At 72.2% G+C, this 18,408-nt stretch carries 17 protein-coding genes; 10 read left to right on the top strand and 7 right to left on the bottom strand.

The window, feature by feature from the left end; all coding sequences use genetic code 11:
- Positions 1 to 80 precede the first annotated feature (80 nt).
- The 4 genes from VSH64_RS13520 to VSH64_RS13505 all read left to right on the top strand — a co-directional run bounded on the left by VSH64_RS13520 (position 81) and on the right by VSH64_RS13505 (position 4,333).
- Entirely contained in the window at positions 81 to 1,229 is a 1,149-nt protein-coding gene (locus VSH64_RS13520; protein WP_326835927.1) for an EfeM/EfeO family lipoprotein, read from the top strand.
- A complete protein-coding gene (locus VSH64_RS13515; RefSeq protein ID WP_326835926.1) occupies positions 1,226 to 1,372 on the top strand; it encodes a hypothetical protein in 147 nt (48 codons plus the stop codon). The genes VSH64_RS13520 and VSH64_RS13515 overlap by 4 nt, the downstream gene beginning before the upstream one ends.
- 166 nt (positions 1,373 to 1,538) lie before the next feature.
- On the top strand, positions 1,539 to 2,708 hold the full coding sequence (locus VSH64_RS13510) for a Dyp-type peroxidase (protein ID WP_326835925.1): 1,170 nt from the start codon (positions 1,539 to 1,541) through the stop codon (positions 2,706 to 2,708).
- A 17-nt stretch (positions 2,709 to 2,725) separates the two neighbouring features.
- The gene (locus VSH64_RS13505) at positions 2,726 to 4,333 is read left to right on the top strand and encodes a phospholipase C (protein ID WP_326835924.1); all 1,608 of its coding nucleotides are present in this window, start codon (positions 2,726 to 2,728) and stop codon (positions 4,331 to 4,333) included.
- Positions 4,334 to 4,410: 77 nt separating this feature from the next.
- Here the strand turns inward: VSH64_RS13505 and acnA are convergent, their stop codons facing one another.
- Entirely contained in the window at positions 4,411 to 7,221 is a 2,811-nt protein-coding gene (gene acnA, locus VSH64_RS13500) for an aconitate hydratase AcnA (protein WP_326835923.1), read from the bottom strand.
- Between the two features lie 343 nt (positions 7,222 to 7,564).
- On the opposite strand from acnA, the gene VSH64_RS13495 reads away from it, so the two are divergent.
- From VSH64_RS13495 to VSH64_RS13485, 3 genes are all read left to right on the top strand, one after another.
- Positions 7,565 to 8,923: an NlpC/P60 family protein gene (locus VSH64_RS13495; protein ID WP_326835922.1), complete on the top strand. Its 1,359-nt coding sequence runs from the start codon at positions 7,565 to 7,567 to the stop codon at positions 8,921 to 8,923.
- Between the two features lie 19 nt (positions 8,924 to 8,942).
- Positions 8,943 to 9,602: an SMI1/KNR4 family protein gene (locus tag VSH64_RS13490; RefSeq protein ID WP_326835921.1), complete on the top strand. Its 660-nt coding sequence runs from the start codon at positions 8,943 to 8,945 to the stop codon at positions 9,600 to 9,602.
- Between the two features lie 64 nt (positions 9,603 to 9,666).
- A complete protein-coding gene (locus VSH64_RS13485) occupies positions 9,667 to 10,179 on the top strand; it encodes an SMI1/KNR4 family protein (protein WP_326835920.1) in 513 nt (170 codons plus the stop codon).
- 177 nt (positions 10,180 to 10,356) lie between these two features.
- Here VSH64_RS13485 and VSH64_RS13480 read toward each other — a convergent pair whose 3' ends face one another.
- Positions 10,357 to 11,136: a GNAT family N-acetyltransferase gene (locus VSH64_RS13480; protein ID WP_326835919.1), complete on the bottom strand. Its 780-nt coding sequence runs from the start codon at positions 11,134 to 11,136 to the stop codon at positions 10,357 to 10,359.
- A gap of 323 nt (positions 11,137 to 11,459) precedes the next feature.
- Between VSH64_RS13480 and VSH64_RS13475 the strand changes: the two genes are divergently transcribed.
- From VSH64_RS13475 to VSH64_RS13465, 3 genes are read left to right on the top strand one after another with little or no spacing between them, the layout of a single operon-like run.
- A complete protein-coding gene (locus VSH64_RS13475; protein WP_326835918.1) occupies positions 11,460 to 12,524 on the top strand; it encodes an AAA family ATPase in 1,065 nt (354 codons plus the stop codon).
- Positions 12,525 to 12,529: 5 nt separating this feature from the next.
- Positions 12,530 to 13,477, top strand: coding sequence for a DUF58 domain-containing protein (locus VSH64_RS13470; RefSeq protein ID WP_326835917.1), 948 nt, complete (start codon positions 12,530 to 12,532; stop codon positions 13,475 to 13,477).
- Positions 13,474 to 14,454 (top strand): VWA domain-containing protein, encoded by a 981-nt coding sequence (locus tag VSH64_RS13465; RefSeq protein ID WP_326835916.1) that lies wholly within the window; start codon positions 13,474 to 13,476, stop codon positions 14,452 to 14,454. The genes VSH64_RS13470 and VSH64_RS13465 overlap by 4 nt, the downstream gene beginning before the upstream one ends.
- A gap of 5 nt (positions 14,455 to 14,459) precedes the next feature.
- On the opposite strand, the gene VSH64_RS13460 is transcribed toward VSH64_RS13465, so the two are convergent.
- Genes VSH64_RS13460 through VSH64_RS13440 form a run of 5 tightly spaced genes read right to left on the bottom strand, consistent with a single transcriptional unit; the run spans position 14,460 to position 18,397 of the window.
- Positions 14,460 to 14,927 carry a tRNA (cytidine(34)-2'-O)-methyltransferase gene (locus VSH64_RS13460; RefSeq protein ID WP_326835915.1) on the bottom strand — a complete coding sequence of 156 codons (468 nt, stop codon included), beginning with the start codon at positions 14,925 to 14,927 and terminating at the stop codon, positions 14,460 to 14,462.
- Between the two features lie 9 nt (positions 14,928 to 14,936).
- Positions 14,937 to 15,371, bottom strand: coding sequence for an acyl-CoA thioesterase (locus VSH64_RS13455; protein ID WP_326835914.1), 435 nt, complete (start codon positions 15,369 to 15,371; stop codon positions 14,937 to 14,939).
- Between the two features lie 22 nt (positions 15,372 to 15,393).
- Positions 15,394 to 16,335 (bottom strand): TAXI family TRAP transporter solute-binding subunit, encoded by a 942-nt coding sequence (locus VSH64_RS13450; protein ID WP_326835913.1) that lies wholly within the window; start codon positions 16,333 to 16,335, stop codon positions 15,394 to 15,396.
- Positions 16,332 to 17,732 (bottom strand): sensor histidine kinase, encoded by a 1,401-nt coding sequence (locus tag VSH64_RS13445; RefSeq protein WP_326835912.1) that lies wholly within the window; start codon positions 17,730 to 17,732, stop codon positions 16,332 to 16,334. Before VSH64_RS13445 ends, VSH64_RS13450 begins: the two co-directional genes overlap by 4 nt.
- Positions 17,732 to 18,397: a response regulator transcription factor gene (locus tag VSH64_RS13440; protein WP_326835911.1), complete on the bottom strand. Its 666-nt coding sequence runs from the start codon at positions 18,395 to 18,397 to the stop codon at positions 17,732 to 17,734. Before VSH64_RS13440 ends, VSH64_RS13445 begins: the two co-directional genes overlap by 1 nt.
- Positions 18,398 to 18,408: the final 11 nt, after the last annotated feature.

Here is an 18,408-nt window from a genome sequence, read left to right as displayed (position 1 = left end):
CATAACGGGGCAGAGCTCTTGTCAGGTGTGTGCGAATACGTGAAAGTGTTCGCCAGAAGTTCACCTGAGGGGAGTTGCCGGTGCGGCGGTGGCGCTGGGCGGCGGTGGTCGGCCTGGTCGTGGTCGCCGTCGGCGTGGTGGTCGTCACTGTCGGCCGGCAGGGATCCGACGCCGAGGCGGGCCCGATCGTCGTGTCGCGGTCGGGGTGCGGTGCCGGCTGGGTGGCGCCGTCGCCGGGTCCGCAGACGTTGCAGGTGCGCAACACCGGCGCGGTGACCATGGAGGTCGAGGTCGTCGACCCCGCCACCGGCACCGTGTTCGGCGAGCTGGAGGGCGTGGGCTCCGGCACCACCCGGGCCCTGCCGGTGACCCTGGCCGACGGGGCGTACGCGCTGCGGTGCGTGCCCGAAGACGGCACCGCGTTCGTGGGCCCGGCGGTCCACGTGCGGGGCGGCGCGGTGCGTCCCGGGCCCGCGGTCGTGCCGGTGACCGCCGCGGACCTGCTGGCACCGCTGAAGAAGTACCACGCGTACGTCGCCGAAGGGCTCACCGTGCTGGCCGGGCAGACCGGCGCGCTCGCGACCGCCGTCCACAGTGGAGACCGCGCGGCGAGCCGGCAGGCCTGGCTCACCGCACACCTGACCTACGAACGCCTCGGCGCGGCCTACGACGCTTTCGGCGACAGTGACGCCGCACTCAACGGCACCACGGCGGGCCTCGCCGGCGGCGCGGCGGATCCGGGGTTCACCGGCTTCCACCGCCTCGAGAACGGCCTGTGGCACAACGAAAGCCTGGTCGAGCTGCGGCCCGTGGCCACGCGGCTGGACCTCGGGGTGCGCCAGTTGCGCACGGACTTCGGCGAAGCGCAGATCGACCAGAACGACCTCGGCCTGCGCGCCCACGAGATCATGGAGAACACGCTCCAGTTCGAGCTCACCGGCCGCACCGACTACGGCAGCGGCAGCACGCTGGCCACGGCCGCCGCCAACCTCACCGGCACCCGCGCCGTGCTCGACGTGCTGCGCCCACTGCTCGCCACCCGGTTCCCGGGCCTCGGCGACCTCGACACCTGGCTCGCCCGCACGGACGCCGACTTGTACGCGGCGCGGGGCACCGCGCTGGCCAACCTGACGCGCGTCCAGCGAGAGCGGATCAACGCCGACGTCGCCGAGCTCACCGAACGCCTCGCCCCGGTCGCGGCGATCGCAGAGCCGAGGAGGGTGTCGTGACGCTGGGACGGCGCGCTTTCCTGCGTGGGGCCGCGGCCGGACTCGGGCTGCTGCTGTTCCACGGTCTGCGGCGGGCGGCGCTGCTCGCCCGGGCGGGTTGGGATTCGGGCGTGGCGATCGCGGAGTCGAGGAGGGTGTCGTGACGCTGGGACGGCGCTACTTCCTGCGCGGGACCGCGGCGGCCGACCCCGGAGTGGGCCCGGTGGGCTTGCCTGTGCAGGCGTCGGCTGGATCGGCGCAGGTGTCCTTCTTTGGCTCGCGGCCGGATGGGGATTCGGTCGCGGCGCTCGCCGAGCCGAGGAGGGTCTCGTGACTCTCGGGCGGCGCGCGTTCCTGCGCGGGGCCGCGGCCGCCGGCGCTGGAGCCGGCCTGGTGGGCCTCAGCGCGAGCGGGGCGGCGGCCGGACCCGGACCGGTGCCGGTGCCGTTCCACGGCCCTCGGCAGGCCGCGGTGCTCGCCGAGCCTGCGCGGCACTCGATCGTCGCGGCGTTCGACGTGGTGGCGCAGAACCGCGAGGAGCTGACCGGCCTGCTGCGTGAGCTGACCGACCGCGCCGCGTTCCTCACCGCGGGCGGTGCGCCGGCGGCGCTCGGCATCAGCGGGCCGCCGTCCGATTCGGGGGTGCTCGGGCCCGAGGTGCCGGCGGGGGAGCTGGCGGTGCTGGTGGGAGTGGGTGCGTCGCTGTTCGACGACCGTTACGGCCTGGCCGGGCGCAAACCCGCGGGGCTCAAACCGATGCCGGTGTTCCCCGACGACGCGCTCGAGCCCGGCTGGTGCCACGGCGACCTGAGCCTCGTGCTCAGCGCGGCCGAGCCCGACACCGTGCTGCACGCGCTGCGGGATCTGACTCGCGCCACCCGCGGGGGGATGCAGGTGCGCTGGAAGATCGACGGCTTCACGTCCCCGCCGCGCCCGGCCGGCACCCCGCGAAACCTGCTGGGGTTCAAGGACGGCACCGCGAACCCGCGCCCGCCCGAGCTCGACCGTCTGGTGTGGACGGACGACGGCGGCAGCTATCAGGTCGTGCGGCTGATCCGGATGCTCGTGGAGTTCTGGGACCGCGTTTCGCTCTCCGAGCAGGAGAACATGATCGGCCGGCGTCGCGACACCGGTGCGCCGCTCGATGGCGCCGACGAGCAGGACGAGCCGCGCTACGCCGAGGACCCCGTGGGCACGGTGATCCCGCTGACCAGCCACATGCGCCTCGCCAACCCGCGCACGCCGGGCACCGACGGCGAGCGGATCCTGCGGCGCGCGGTGAACTACGACCGCGGCGTGGACACCAACGGAAACCTCGACATGGGCCTCGTGTTCACCTGCTACCAGCGGGACCTCGCGGGGCAGTTCGAGGCGGTGCAGAAGCGGCTCGAAGGCGAGCCGCTCACGGACTACGTCTCGCCGTTCGGGGGCGGGTACTTCTACCTGCTCCCCGGCGTGACGGACCCGGCCGACCACTACGGCCGGGCGTTGCTGGGATGAGCGGGAAGGGGCCGGTCGTGGGCAGGAACAGGAAGAGGGCCGCGCTCGCGGCCGGGGCGCTCGGCGCGGCCGCGGTGCTGCTGGCGGCGTGCGCGAGCAGCGCGGCGGCGCCGGCCGCGCCGGACCAGGCCGTGGACGCGGCGGGTTTCCCGACCGCGACCCCGATCAAGCACGTGGTGGTGATCTTCGGCGAGAACATCTCGTTCGACCACTACTTCGGCACCTATCCCCACGCCACCAACGAGAACGGCACCCCGTTCCACGCCGCGCCCCGCACACCGAAGGTCAACGGGCTCGACCACCAGCTGCTCACCGACAACCCCAACGCCTACAACCCGAAACGCCTCGGCCCGGACCAGGCGCTGACCTGCGACCAGGCCCACGACTACAACAAGGAACAGGCCGCCTTCAACGGCGGGAAGATGGACAAGTTCGTGGAGAACACCGAGAAGGACAAGTGCACGGGCCAGCCCGTGCTGTTCGGCGAACCCGGCCTGGTGATGGACTACTTCGACGGCAACACCGTCACCGCCATGTGGAACTACGCCCAGCACTACGCGCTCGGCGACAACTCCTTCGACGCCGTCTTCGGCCCGTCGAGCCCCGGCGCGATCAACCTGATCTCCGGCCAGACCCACGGCCTGCAGCCGGTGGACTCGGTCACGGGCGAGCCGAAGGTCGACCCGAACACCGCGGCCTCGCCCGACGAGCACGGGGTCGGCACGATGATCACCGACCCCGACCCGGCGTTCGACGACTGCTCCGACAAGAACCACACCGCGACCGACAACCTCGGCGCCTTCCAGGGCCGCAACGTCGGTGACCTGCTCAACGCCCGGCACGTGACGTGGGGCTGGTTCGAAGGCGGGTTCAGGCCCACCGGCGCCGCCGGCGGCTACGCGGTGTGCGGCACGCAGCACGCGAACGTCGGGGGACAGGCGGCGGTGGACTACAGCCCGCACCACGAACCGTTCCAGTACTACGAATCCACGGCGAACGCGAAGCACCTGCCCCCGAGCGCGCGGCACGCCGTCGGCCAGACCGATCAGGCCAACCACCAGTACGACGTGCGCGACTTCGACGACGCGCTGGGCGCCGGCACCATGCCCGCCGTCAGCTTCCTGAAGGCACCGTCCTACCAGGACGGTCACGCCGGCTACTCCGACCCGCTCGACGAGCAGGCGTTCGTGGTCTCGGAGATCAACCGCATCCAGGCCTCGCCGCACTGGCGCGACACGGCGATCGTGCTCGCCTACGACGACTCCGACGGCTGGTACGACCACGTGCCCTCGAAGATCGTGAACGGCTCGCACGACGCGGCGCAGGACTCGGGCGTGTGCACCTCGCACCCGGTGCGCCTCGGCGGGTACGCCGACCGCTGTGGTTACGGCCCGCGCCTGCCGCTGCTGGTGATCTCGCCCTACAGCCGCGTGAACCACGTCGACCACAACCTCACCGACCAGACGTCGGTGCTGCGGTTCATCGAGGACAACTGGCACCTCGGCCGCATCGGCGACGGCTCGTTCGACGCCGTGGCCGCGCCCCTGACCGGGATGTTCGACTTCTCGCACCCGACCGCGAAACCGCTGAAGCTCGACCCGAAGACGGGCGCCGAGGTCCGCTGACCCGCACTCGAACACGGCGAAGGCCGCCCCGGAAAATCCCGGAGCGGCCTTCGCTTTGTACAGGTAGTGCAGGTGGATCAGGCGTTGGTCATCTTGCGCAGCACGTACTGCAGGATGCCGCCGTTGCGGTAGTAGTCGGCCTCGCCCGGCGTGTCGATGCGCACGTCGGCTTCGAACTCGACCTTGGTGCCGTCGGCCTTGGTGGCGGTCACGTGCACCGTGCGCGGGGTCTCACCGTCGTTGAGCTTGGTGATGCCCGCGATGTCGAACGTCTCGGTGCCGTCGAGCTTCAGCGACGCGGCCGACTCGCCCGCCGGGAACTGCAGCGGGATCACGCCCATGCCGATGAGGTTCGAGCGGTGGATGCGCTCGAACGACTCGGTGATCACCGCGCGCACGCCCAGCAGCGAGGTGCCCTTGGCGGCCCAGTCACGCGACGAGCCTGAGCCGTACTCCTTGCCGCCGAGCACGACCAGCGGGGTGCCCTGCGCCGCGTAGTTCTGGGCGGCGTCGTAGATGAAGGCCTGCGGGGCGCCGTCCTGGGTGAAGTCGCGGGTGTAGCCGCCCTGCACGTCGTCCAGCAGCTGGTTGCGCAGCCGGATGTTCGCGAAGGTGCCGCGGATCATCACCTCGTGGTTGCCGCGGCGCGAGCCGTACGAGTTGAAGTCCTTGCGGTCGATGCCGTGCTCGGTGAGGTACTGGCCGGCCGGGGTGTCGGCCTTGATCGCACCGGCGGGGGAGATGTGGTCGGTGGTGACCGAGTCGCCCAGCTTCGCCAGCACGCGCGCGCCGGAGATGTCGGAGACCGGCGCCGGCTCCGCCTGCATGCCCTCGAAGTACGGGGGCTTGCGCACGTAGGTGGACTCGCCGTCCCACTCGAAGGTCTTGCCCTCGGGAGTGGGCAGCGCCTTCCAGCGCTCGCCGCCGTCGAACACGTCGGCGTAGTCCTTGGAGAACATCTCCTGCGTGATCGAGGAGTCGATCGTCTCCTGGATCTCCTGCGGCGACGGCCAGATGTCCTTCAGGAACACGTCGTTGCCGTCGGTGTCCTGACCGAGGGGCTGCTGCTCGAAGTCGAAGTCCATCGTGCCGGCCAGCGCGTAGGCGATGACCAGCGGCGGCGACGCGAGGTAGTTCATCTTCACGTCGGGGTTGATGCGGCCTTCGAAGTTCCGGTTGCCCGAGAGCACGGAGACGGCGGTGAGGTCGTTCTCCTGGATCGCGGCCGAGATCTCGTCCGAGAGCGGGCCGGAGTTGCCGATGCAGGTGGTGCAGCCGTAGCCGACCAGGTGGTAGCCCAGCTTCTCCAGGTACGGCCACAGGCCGGCCTTGTTGTAGTAGTCGGTCACGACCTGCGAGCCCGGCGCCATCGACGTCTTGACCCACGGCTTCACCGCGAGACCCTTGTCCACCGCGTTGCGGGCGAGCAGCGCCGCGCCCAGCATCACCGACGGGTTCGACGTGTTGGTGCACGAAGTGATCGAGGCGATCACCACGGCGCCGTGGTCGAGCACGAACTCGCCGCGCTCGGCCGACTTGACCGTGACCGGCTTGGTCGGACGGCCCGACGCACCGTTGGCGGCCGACTGCACCGGCACGGCGTCTTCGTCGGCGAACGAGAGCGAAGCCGGGTCGCTCGCCGGGAAGGTCTCCTCGATGGTCTCGTCGACCTTGGTGTGCGGCGCCGGGTACTGCTCTTCCACGTAGTCGTGCACCGACTTGCGGAAGGAGTTCTTGGCGTCGGACAGCTCGATGCGGTCCTGCGGGCGCTTCGGGCCGGCGATCGACGGCACGACGGTGGAGAGGTCCAGCTCGATGTACTCGGAGTACACCGGCTCGTGGGACGCGTCGTGCCAGAGGCCCTGCTCCTTGGCGTAGGCCTCGACGAGCGCGACCTGCTCGGCCGAGCGGCCGGTGAGCTTGAGGTAGCGCATGGTCTCGTCGTCGATCGGGAAGATCGCCGCGGTGGAGCCGAACTCGGGGCTCATGTTGCCGATGGTGGCGCGGTTGGCCAGCGGCACCGAGGCCACGCCTTCGCCGTAGAACTCGACGAACTTGCTGACCACGCCGTGCTTGCGCAGCATCTCGGTGATCGTGAGCACCACGTCGGTGGCGGTGACGCCGGTCGGGATCTCGCCGGTGAGCTTGAAGCCGACCACACGCGGGATGAGCATCGACACCGGCTGGCCCAGCATGGCGGCCTCGGCCTCGATGCCGCCGACGCCCCAGCCCAGCACGCCCAGGCCGTTGACCATGGTGGTGTGCGAGTCGGTGCCGACGCAGGAGTCGGGGTAGGCCTGCCCGCCCCGGGCCATGACCGTGCGCGCGAGGTGCTCGATGTTGACCTGGTGCACGATGCCGGTGCCCGGCGGCACGACCTTGAACTCGTCGAAGGCGCCCTGGCCCCAGCGCAGGAACTGGTAGCGCTCGCGGTTGCGCTCGTACTCGATCTCGACGTTGCGCTCGAAGGCGTCGGCGCGGCCGAACACGTCGATGATCACGGAGTGGTCGATGACCAGCTCGGCCGGCGCCAGCGGGTTCACCTTGTCGGGGTCGCCACCGAGGTCGGTGACGGCCTCGCGCATGGTGGCGAGGTCCACGACGCAGGGAACGCCGGTGAAGTCCTGCATGATCACGCGCGCCGGCGTGAACTGGATCTCGATCGACGGGTCGGCGCTGGGGTCCCAGCTGCCGAGCGCGCGGATGTGGTCGGCGGTGATGTTCGCGCCGTCCTCGGTGCGCAGCAGGTTCTCGAGCAGGATCTTCAGGCTGTAGGGCAGGCGCTCGGCGCCTTCGACCTTGTTCAGGCGGAAGACCTCGTACGAGTTGTCTCCGACCTTCAGCGTGTCTTTGGCGCCGAAGCTGTCCTTGCTGGCAGGTGCAGTCACGTCTAACTCCAGTGGCGGGGACTCGCGCCGTCGCGGGTGCGGGCCCCGGGTCAGTTCGGTGTGTGTTTCGCGGTCCTCGGGAAGACCGCGACCGAGTCTTGCGCACCCCCACCGTAGGACCGGAATCGGGATGGCACACCTCGTCCGTCGAGCCAAACAGTACGCGTGTCCTGTATTCACTTCAAGACGACACGCGGAGTGAGCTGCGCCATTCGGACACGCCGAACGTCAGGGGTCCCCCGATGAGGGGAATTGGTGTCTACGGTGTGTGAGTTCCGCCTGAGGCTTGTGATAGTGGTGTGACTGCAGTGGCACGCGGTGTGATCACTGCTGGCTGGAGCTGGTGAGCGGGAGGTGGCTGGTCGTGGTGGTCCGGCGTGGACGGGTCTTGCGGCGTGGTCTCACCGTCGGTTCCTTCGCCCTCGTGGTCCTGTTCGGAGCAACCGGCACGGGCCTGGCGGTGCCGCCGCCCCCGCCCAACCCGAGTGACTCCGACCTCAACTCCTCGAAGGCCGCCGCCAACGAGAAGGCGGGCGAGGTCGGCAAGCTCACCAACCAGCTCGCGCAGGCCGAGCAGAAGCTCAGCTCGCTGCAGGACGACGTGGAGCTGAAGCAGGAGCAGGCCATGAAGGCCCTGGTCGACCTGCAGACCGCGCAGGACGCCGCGAGTCAGGCCGAGGAGGCCGCGAAGTCCGCGCGCGCCGAGGCCGACGCCGCCGCGGGCGCGATCGAGAAGGCGCGCCAGGACCTCAAGACCTTCGCCGCGGCGAGCTTCGAGCAGGGCAGCACGATCGGCTCGGTCTCGGCCTACCTCACCGCCGACAGCCCGAAGGACCTGCTCGCTCGGGCCGCGATGCTCGACTCCATCGGCGGCTCGCGGCTCAACGCGCTCGATCGCCTCCAGCAGGCGCAGACGGAGAAGTCCAACAAGGACTCCGCGGCGCGCAAGGCCGTCGAGGTCGCGCAGGAGAAGCAGGACGCGGCCACGCGCGCGAAGACCGGCGCCGACGCCGCCCAGGCCGACGCCGTGCAGGCGCAGCAGTCGCAGGCGTCGCAGAACCAGCAGCTGCAGGCGAGCAAGGCCTCGGTCGAGCAGCAGCTCTACGCGGCGCAGTCGAAGGTCAACGGCCTGCAGGGCCAGCGCCAGCGCTACCAGGACTGGGTGGCGCAGAAGCAGCGTGAAGACGAGGAACGCGCTCGCCGGGCGGCGCTCAACGCGTCGAAGGGTGGCGGCCGTCCGCCGTCGTCGGGTGGCGGTGGCCGGCCTTCGCAGGCGGCGGGCTCGTCGATCGAGGCCGTGATCTCCCGCGCCCTGTCGCAGCTGGGCCGCCCGTACGCCTGGGGTGGCGGCAACGGCAGCGGCCCCACCCGCGGCATCCACGACGGCGGCGTCGCCGACATGTACGGCGACTACCGCAAGATCGGCTTCGACTGCTCCGGCCTGATGATCTACGCCTTCGCCGGGGTCCGGTCCCTGCCGCACTACAGCGGCTACCAGTACACCTCCGGCCGCCGCGTCCCCCTCTCCCAGATGCGCCGCGGCGACATGCTCTTCTGGGGCGGCTCCGCCGGCATCCACCACGTCGCCCTGTACCTCGGGGGCGGGCAGATGGTGGAAGCCCCGCAGTCCGGCTCGTACGTCCGGGTCGCCCCGGTGCGCTACGGCGGGATCATGCCGTACGCGACGCGCTTGATCGGCTGAGTTTGTAGTCTTCGTCCTTGTGACGTGGGGCGGCGTGCGGGCGCGGGTGGAGCTGGTGGCGCGCTCGCCGCGGGCGGAGTTCGTGTTCGGCGCCGACAAACACGGGTTCCGGCTGGCCCGTCCGCTGCGCGAACGTGACGTGACCGCCATCGAGGAGCAGTTCGGTGCGCGCTTGCCGGCGGCCTACCGCAGCTTCCTGCTCGAAGTCGGTGCCTGCGGTGCGGGCCCGGGGTACGGGCTTCTCGGGTTTCGGCGCCACCGGCGCCGCTGGATGTTCGGCGAGGGTGACCTGCGAGGCGGTGACCGGGTGAACCTGCGGCCCGAGTTCGCGCACACCGAGGCCTTCCTCCTGGCGGAGTGGCCGGATTTCAGGACGGTTCCCGGAACGGACCGGACGGCGCTGGCTGCTTCGCTCGAAGACCGCGACCACGCCGCGACCCACGGCACGCTCCCGCTCAGCCCCGGCGACAACGGCTGCCGCGACCTCCTCGTGGTCACCGGCCCCGACCGCGGCGCCGTCTGGCGCGACGCGCACGCCCTCGACCAAGCCCTGAGCCCGTACGACGAGATCCGCGCGAGCCGGCAGTTCGACCGCTGGTACCTCGACTGGCTCGACGGGGTCGAAGCGCGGGTCGGTCTCGCGCGCCGATCCGGCGGGCGCCCGGGGTCGGCGTGGTGACGGCGGTGCCGCCCGGCGGGTCGCGCGCGGTCCGCTCGGCCGGCCGTCGGTTGGGACTCACCCGATGACGTGGGACGGGGTGCGGGCGCGGGTCGAGCGCCTGGCGCGCCACGGGGGTACGGCCGCGGTGTTCGGGGCCGCACCCCCGCAGGGGCACGGGTTTCGACTCGAACCGGTGCTGCCCGAGCACGACGTGGTGGCGATCGAGGAGCGGTTCGGCGCGCGCTTGCCGCCGGCCTACCGCAGCTTCGTGCTCGAAGTCGGTGCCTTCGGAGCCGGGCCGGGGTACGGGTTGTTCGGGTTCCGGCGGGTCGACGGGCAGTGGGAGTTCGCCGGTGATCGGCACCGCGGCGCGGAGCGGGTGGACCTGCGGGTCGAGTTCGCGCACCGGACCCCGTTCCCGCTCACGCTCGAACCGGACTTCAGCCAGGTGCCGCGAGCGGAGTGGGCCGGCCTGCAGCTTCGGTGCGACGCCGAGGTCGAGGCCGCCACTCGGGGCACCTTGCCGTTGTGCCACACCGGGTGCGGTCGCTACGACCTGCTCGTGGTGACCGGTCCGGACCGGGGTGCCGTGTGAACGGACGCGTCGGCTTCCGACGGGGGTGTCGCGCTCGTCGGCAACGGTGACCGGGTGACGTTCGATCGCTGGTACCTCGAGTGGCTCACCGCGGCGGAGCGCCAGGTAGAGGGAGCCCAGGCGCGGTCGAGGCGAGGGCTGTGGTGGCGGAAGGCCAGGGCGTAGGGCGGAGGACCGTCACTCGGGATCGCGCACGTACGGTGTCGTCGTGGTCACCGCGGTGAAGCCCAGCCGTTCGAGGATCGGGCGGCTCGGCGGCAGGGCGTCGACCTGCAGGTAGCGGACGCCGCGGGTGCGCGCGACGCCGACCCGGTGCGCGACCAGCGCGCGATAAAGACCCCGGCCGCGGAACTCCGGCAAGGTCGCGCCGCCCCAGAGGCCGGCGAACGACGTGCCCGCGACGAGTTCCAGCCGGGCCGCCGAAACGACCCGGCCGGCCGCCTCGGTGATGACGTGGACCGTGCTGCCCTGGTCCTCGGCCGCGCGGGCGAGCAGTTCACGCGCCACCGCGGCTTCGGAGCTCCCGAACACCGTCGCACTGAGGGCGGCGATGCGGCGAAGGTCGGCTTCACCGGTGGCTTCGCGCACGACCACGGAGTCCGACGGCGGCGCGGACGCCGCGATGGCGGACACCGGAGCGATCAGGACCGTCTCCGTCTCCTCCGGCGAGAAGCCGGCCGCGAGCAGCCGATCCGGCAGCGAGGCCGGCCGGTCGTGTGCCCGCGTCTTCCACTCGAACTTCTCGTCACGCGCGGCGAAGAACCGCACCTGCCGCTCGATGAGCGCGTCCAGCTCAGGCCCGGTCACGCCGAGGTCCGGCAATCCCACGACCTGCCCGCGCCGAGCGCCGACGATGCGCGCGACCGGTCCGTCGCGCAGGAGGGTCGTGCCGGGCTCGGCGGTCGTGAGTTCGGCCGTGCGCACCTCGGTGTCGTAGGCGGCGAGGAGATCGTCCATTGCGAGGACGTTAGCGTGACCGGGGTTGCCGACCGCGGAGCTGTCCGGCGTTCGGAAGTCCACTGTGGACCGCCTGCTCGCGGCGCCGGCCGACGACACCGTGGCACGCCGAAGATCGGCAACGTGCCCGCCGAATCGGGCAAAACAGGCGACCTCGACCGGCGCGAAGGCCTGCGGCGACACCGCTGACACCGTCTTCACAGCTGTCACACCGCTGATGCGCTTGGCTAATCTCACGGGCCAGCGTGCCGCGCGGACGCGGACCACCGGAACGCAGTACGGTCGCGGGCGAGCCCGGAGGAAGCAGAACCACAGGAGGCAGAGTGACCGAGCCCGGCTACGCCGAGGGCGGCAACGGGCAGCAGCCCGGCACCCCGGCGCGGGACGCCCAGTTGCTGGAACGCACCGTGTTCGAGGTCAAGCGCATCATCGTCGGCCAGGACCGGCTGGTGGAGCGCATGCTCGTCGGGCTGCTGGCGAAGGGGCACCTGCTGCTGGAAGGCGTGCCCGGCGTCGCGAAGACGCTGGCCGTGGAGACCTTCGCGCGGGTGGTCGGCGGCTCGTTCTCGCGGGTGCAGTTCACGCCCGACCTCGTGCCGGCCGACATCCTCGGCACGCGCATCTACCGCCAGGGCGCCGAGCGCTTCGACGTGGAGCTCGGCCCGGTGGTCGCGAACTTCGTGCTCGCCGACGAGATCAACCGCGCGCCCGCCAAGGTGCAGTCGGCAATGCTCGAGGTGATGGCCGAGCGGCACGTGTCGATCGGCGGCCAGACCTTCCCGATGCCCGACCCGTTCCTCGTACTCGCCACGCAGAACCCGATCGAGAACGAGGGCGTGTACCCGCTGCCCGAGGCGCAGCGCGACCGCTTCCTGTTCAAGATCGTGGTCGAGTACCCGACCGCGGAGGAAGAGCGCGAGATCATCTACCGGATGGGCGTCACGCCGCCGGTGCCCCACGAGGTGCTCAGCCCCGGGGAGCTGGTGCGCCTGCAGGGGGTCGCGTCGCAGGTGTTCGTGCACCACGCGCTCGTCGATTACGTGGTGCGCCTGGTGCTCACCACCCGCACGCCCAACGACCACGGCCTCGCCGACGTCGCGGGCTGGGTCTCCTACGGCGCTTCGCCGCGTGCCAGCCTCGGCATCATCGCCGCCGCCCGCGCGCTCGCCCTGGTGCGCGGCCGCGACTACGTGCTGCCGCAGGACGTCGTCGACGTGGTGCCCGACGTGCTGCGCCACCGGCTCGTGCTGTCCTACGACGCGCTGGCCGACGGCGTGCCCGTGGACCACATCATCACCCGCGTGCTGCAGACCGTGCCGCTGCCGCAGGTCTCGGCCCGGCCGCAGGGCGGGACCGGAGCCGTGCCGGCGGGCGCGCCCGTCAGGTAGGCGGCGTGGCAGGGAAGGCGCAGAAGAACGAGCGTCCCGGGTGGGCGCCCCCGGTGTTGCGCGGCGACCGCCTGGAGGCGGGGCTGCGCACCTTGGAGCTCGACGTCCGCCGCCGGCTCGACGGCCTGCTGCAGGGCAACCACCTCGGCCTCGTGCCGGGGCCCGGCTCCGAGCCGGGTGAGGCCCGGCCGTACCAGCCGGGTGACGACGTGCGGCGGATGGACTGGGCCGTCACGGCCCGCACCACCACCCCGCACATCCGCGAGACGGTGGCCGACCGCGAGCTGGAGACGTGGGTGGTCGCGGACCTGTCCGCGAGCCTCGACTTCGGCACCGCGCTGTGCGAGAAACGCGACCTGGTGGTGTGCGCGACGGCCGCTGTCGCCCACCTCACCGGCGGGGGCGGCAACCGCATCGGCGCGCTCGTGTCCAACGGCCAGGGCGTGACCCGGATCCCCGCGCGCGGCGGGCTCGCCCACGCCCGCGGCCTGATCCGGCGGCTGGCCGAGACCCCGCGTGCGCCCGAAGGTGTGCGCGGTGACCTGGCCGACGCGTTGGAGCAGCTTCGCCGGCCGCCGCGCCGGCGCGGCCTCGGCGTGGTGATCTCCGACTTCCTGGGGCCGCTGGACTGGCAGCGGCCGCTGCGCGCGCTCGGCGGGCACCACGAGCTCATCGCCATCGAAGTCCTCGACCCGCGCGATGTGGACCTGCCCGACGTGGGCACCGTCGTGCTGGCCGACCCGGAGACAGGGAAACAGCGCGAAGTGCACGCTTCCGCCTTGCTGCGCAAGGAGTTCGGCGCCGCGGCGCACGCCCACCGGCAGGAGGTCGCGGCCGGGCTGCGCCGGGCCGGCGCGGCGCACCTGGTGCTGCGCACCGACTCCGACTGGATCGCCGACATGGTGCGGTTCGTCGTCGCCCGCAAGCGCCGCTGGTCGGGCGGTGTCGCATGAGCCTCACGGGTTTCACCGCTCCCTGGTGGTTCCTGCTGCTGATCCTGGTGGCGGCCGTGGCCGTCGCCTACGTGCTGGCCCAGCGGGCGCGGCGCAAGCGCGTGATGCGGTTCGCGAACCTCGAGCTGCTGGACAAGGTCGCGCCGAAGACGCAGGGCTGGATCCGGCACCTGCCGGCGGTGCTGATCGTGCTGTCGCTGCTGGTGCTCACGGTGGCGCTGGCCGGGCCGACGGCCGAGCAGAAGGTGCCGCGCAACCGCGCCACGGTGGTGCTGGTGATCGACGTGTCGCTGTCGATGGAGGCCACCGACGTGGCGCCCAACCGGCTGAAGGCGGCGCAGGACGCGGCGAAGCAGTTCGCCGAGAACATGACGCCGGGCGTGAACCTGGGCCTGATCTCCTTCGCGGGCACCGCCACCGTGCTGGTCAACCCGACCACCGACCGCGCCGGCGTGGTGAAGGCGATCGACAACCTGAAGCTCGCGCAGTCCACGGCCACCGGCGAAGGCATTTTCGCGGCCATGCAGTCGATCGAGAGCTTCTCGGCCGTGGTCGGCGGCGCCGACGGGCCACCGCCGGCGCGCATCGTGCTGATGAGTGACGGAAAGCAGACCGTGCCGGAGGACCTGTACGCCCCGCGCGGCGCGTACACCGCGGCGCAGGCGGCGAAGCAGGCGCAGATGCCGATCTCGTCGATTTCGTTCGGCACCACGCACGGCTCGGTGGACATCGAAGGCAAACCGCAGGACGTGCGGGTCGACGACGATTCGCTCAAGGAGATCGCGCGGCTCTCGGGCGGCGACTTCTACAAGGCGGCCAGCGCCGACGAGCTGAAGAAGGTCTACGCCGACCTCGGCGAGCAGATCGGGTACGAGCTCAAGAACGCCGACGCGAGCAAGCCGTGGGTCGTGATCGGCACGCTGGTGCTGATGATCGGGGCGGCGGCCGCGTTGCTGATCGGGCAGAGACTCCCGTAACCGGCTCAGCCTGGCGGCAGCGCGAAACCGTTCTGCCGCCAGGCTTCGTACACGGTGATGGCGGCGGTGTTGGCCAGGTTGAGCGAGCGGCTCGTGGCCAGCATCGGCAACCGCACGCGGTCGGTGATCTCCGGAGCCTGCTGCACGGGGTCGGGCAGGCCGGCGGATTCGGGGCCGAACATCAGCACGTCGCCGGGCTCGTAGGCCACCTCGGTGTAGAGGCGGGTGGCTTTCGCGCTGAACGCGTAGACCTTCGCCGGCAGCAGCGCGCGCCACGCGGCGGCGAGGTCGGCGTGGACGTGCACGCGCGCGAGGTCGTGATAGTCGAGGCCCGCGCGGCGCAGCTGTTTGTCCTCGAGTGTGAAGCCCAGGGGCTCGACGAGGTGCAGCTCGCAGCCGGTGTTGGCGGCGAGGCGGATCGCGTTGCCGGTGTTCGGCGGGATCTCGGGCTGGTAGAAGAGCACGCGGAACACGGGCGGACCTCAGGAAGCGGTGGGCGCGGGCAGGTGGGCCGCGTACACGTCGCGCACGGCGGCGGGCGGCGCGGTCTTGCGCAGGGTGACGGGGTCGATGAACACGTAGCGGATCTTCGCCTCGGTGGTGAGGCGCCCGGCGCGGCGGATCTCCGACTCGTAGACCATCGACGTGGTGCCGAGGTGGGTGAGGAAGACCGACACCACGAGGTCGTCGTCGTAGCGGCACGGCGCGCGGTAGCGCAGGTTCGACTCGGCGACCACCACGTCGATCCCGGTGGCCAGAAACGCTTCGTGCGAGCCGAACAGCGCCTTCTCGACCTCGAACGAGGCCATGTCCACGTACGCGAGGTAGTGGGCGTTGAACACGATCCCCTGGCCGTCGCACTCGTGGTAGCGCACGCGCAAGGGCATCTCGACGAGCGGGCGGCGCGGTGGGGTCACCCGACCAATCTAGCGAGCGCGATCAGCCGTGGAGCGCCCGGTAGGTGTCGGCGGCGCCGGGGTGCAGCGGCACGGGCTGGGTGCCGATGAGCGTGCGCACGTCGAGGAACTGCGTCCCCACGGCCTGCGCCGGCACCAGATCCGCCGCCCGTCCGGCCAGCACCCGCACCACCGCCGCGGCGATGTCCGAGGGCAGCCGCGGCGCGCACACGAGCAGGTTCGCTACGCCGATGGTCGCCGGCGCCCCGGCCCCGGGGTACGCCCCGGCCGGCACCTGCACCTGCTCGTACACCGGCCCGTGGGCCGCGCGCAGCGCCGGGATCACCGACGCGAGCGGCAGCAACGCCAGCGGCGTCGTGCGGTTGAGCTCGGCCAGCGCCGGCGTGGGCAGGCCGCCCGACCACAGCAGCGCGTCGATGCGCCGGCTCGCGAGCGCCGCGATGGCGTCGGCGAGCGGCAGGTGCCGGGCGTCCACGCGCACCCCGGCCGCGACGAACACCCGCTCGCCCAGCTGCGCCGCCCCCGACCCGGCCGCCCCCACGGACACCGCCCGGCCGCCGAGATCCTTGAGCTGCACCAGGTCCTCGCCGGCTCGCACCACGAGCTGCAGGTAGTTCTCGTACACCCGACCCAGCGCCAGCAACGGCACTGCCACCGGAAACGGCGCGCTGCCCGCCAGCGCCGACTGCGCGACGTCGGCCAGCACCAGCCCCAGGTCCGCCCCGCCGTCCCGCACCCGCTCCACGTTCACGACACTCGCCTCGGTCGCCACGGCCCGGCACCGCAACCGCGGCTCCGCCCGGCTCACCTCGGCCGCGAGCACCTCCGCGAACGCCAGGTAGAACCCGCCTTCCTCGCCCGCCGCGATCGTCACGTCACGCTCGGGGCCGCGATAGGCGGGGCCGCAGCCGGCGAGCGCGAGGGCGAGGCCACCGAGCAGGGCGGTGCGGCGGGTGACGGTCACGACGGCACCGCCGGCAAAGTCACCCGCACCTGCAACCCCCGCGGCGAAGGGGCCCGCAGCTCCAGCGTCCCGCCGCGGGCGCGGGTCTGTTCGCGCGCGATGGCGAGGCCGAGGCCGGTGCCGCGGGGAGCACCGTCGCCGCCGGCGCGCCAAAAGCGCTCGGTGGCGCGGGCGAGGTCGGCGGGTGGGAGGCCCGGGCCGTCGTCGGTCACCGCAAGCGTGGCGGAACCGGGGGTGGTTTCCCAGGTGGCCGAGATGGTGGCGCCGCGGCCGGCGTGGTGGACGGCGTTGTCCAGGAGCACGTCGAGGATCTGCGCGAGCTCGCCCTCGGGCGTGTGGACGAGCACCGGTTCGGCGTGGCCGGGGCAGGGGAGCAGGGTGGCGCCCGCGTCGTCGGCGGCGGGGCGCCAGGCGTCCACGCGTTCGGCGATCACGGCGGCGAGGTCGGCGGGCTCATCGGCCGCGCCGGCGGCGATGCGGGTGGCGGTGCTTTCGGCCGTGGCCAGGGCGAGCAGGCCGTCGAGGATGTGTTCGAGGCGCTCGACCTCGGCGACGATCGCGCGGTATGCCGGCCGGTCGCCCTCGTTGCCGGAGAGCGAGTCGATTGAGAGCGAGTCGACGCGCAGGCGCAGCGCGGCCATCGGGTTGCGCAGCTGGTGGGAGGTGTCGGCGACGAGCCGGTGCTGCTGGTCGGCGGCTTCGGCGACGGCGTCGGACATCCGGTTCACCGAAGCGGCGAGCGTCCGCAGCTCCCGCGGCCCGGAGCTCTCGGGCACCTGCGCGCGATGCCCGCCGGCCACGGCGAGCACGCCCGTCTCCAGCTCGACGAGCGGACGCACCATCCACCGCGCCAGCAGCACCGCGAGCAGCACGAACACCGCCGCCACGAGCAGCGCCCCGGCCGCGATCGCACTCCAGCGCGCGGCGACGTCGGCGGCCGCGGCGGCCACCGAGGCCCGCAGCACCACCACGCCGGCCACCCGCGTGCCCGAGCCCACGGGCCGCGCGAACAGCACCGGCCCCGCCGACCACGGGCTCAGCTGCTCGACGCGCGGCGCCGGCTCGTTGCGCATGGTCGCCTCCACCAGCGCGCGCACCTCCGGCGCCGCGGCCGTGAGCCCACCGGTCTGCACGAGCGGCTCGCGTCGCGCGTCGACGACCACCACGGCCTCGCCGTACAGCGACGAGTACCGCGAGGCCTCCGCTTCGAGCGCCGCCGGGTCGTGGGTGTCCACCGCCTGCTGGGCCAGCACCCCGAAGCGGTCGACGTCGCTGCTGCGCGAGATCACCAGCTGCTGCGTCCGCTGTTCCGCCGTGCTCGCCAGGAGCGGCACGGCGAACGCGGCCACCACGATCAGCGCCAGTGCCACGAGCACCGCCAGCAGCCGGGTGCGCATCAGTCGCGGCCCAGCCGGTAGCCGAAGCCGCGGATCGTGGTGAGCAGGCCGGGCCGGTCGAGCTTGGCGCGCAGCTGCGTCAGGTGCACGTCGAGCGAGCGCGAGATCGCCAGGTACGCGTCGCCCCACACCTCGTCCATCAGCTGCTGGCGGCTCACGGCCGTGCCTGGCCGCGCGGCGAGCACCGCCAGCACGGCGAACTCCTTGGTCGTGAGCCCGATGTCGTGGCCCGCCACGAGAACCCGGCGGGCGCCGAGGTCGATCTCGACGTCCTCGAGCACCACCACCGAGCTCTCGGCCGGCACGTCACGAGCTCCCGCGCGGCGCACCACCGCGTCCATCCGCGCGAGCAATTCGGCCAGCCGCACGGGTTTCGTGAGGTAGTCGTCGGCACCGAGGCGCAGCCCGCGCACCACCGAGCGCTCGTCGCCGCGCGCGGTCAGCACGATCACCGGCACCGGCGAGACCTGGCGGATCTTGCGCAGCACGTCGAGTCCGTCGAGGTCCGGCAGCCCGAGATCCAGCAGCACCAGGTCGGCTTCACGGTGCTTGTGCAGCGCGTCGGAGCCGCGGCCGACGCTGGTCACGGCGTGGCCGCGCGCGTGCAGGGGCTCGGCGAGCGCACCGGCGACCCCGGGGTCGTCCTCCACGAGCAGCACGCGCACGGCCGTCCTCC

The organism is Amycolatopsis rhabdoformis (assembly GCF_035918295.1).
Classification (GTDB): Bacteria; Actinomycetota; Actinomycetes; order Mycobacteriales; family Pseudonocardiaceae; genus Amycolatopsis; species Amycolatopsis rhabdoformis.
Note: the sequence above shows the minus strand (reverse complement) of the source record. Positions and strands in the feature narration are given on the sequence as shown.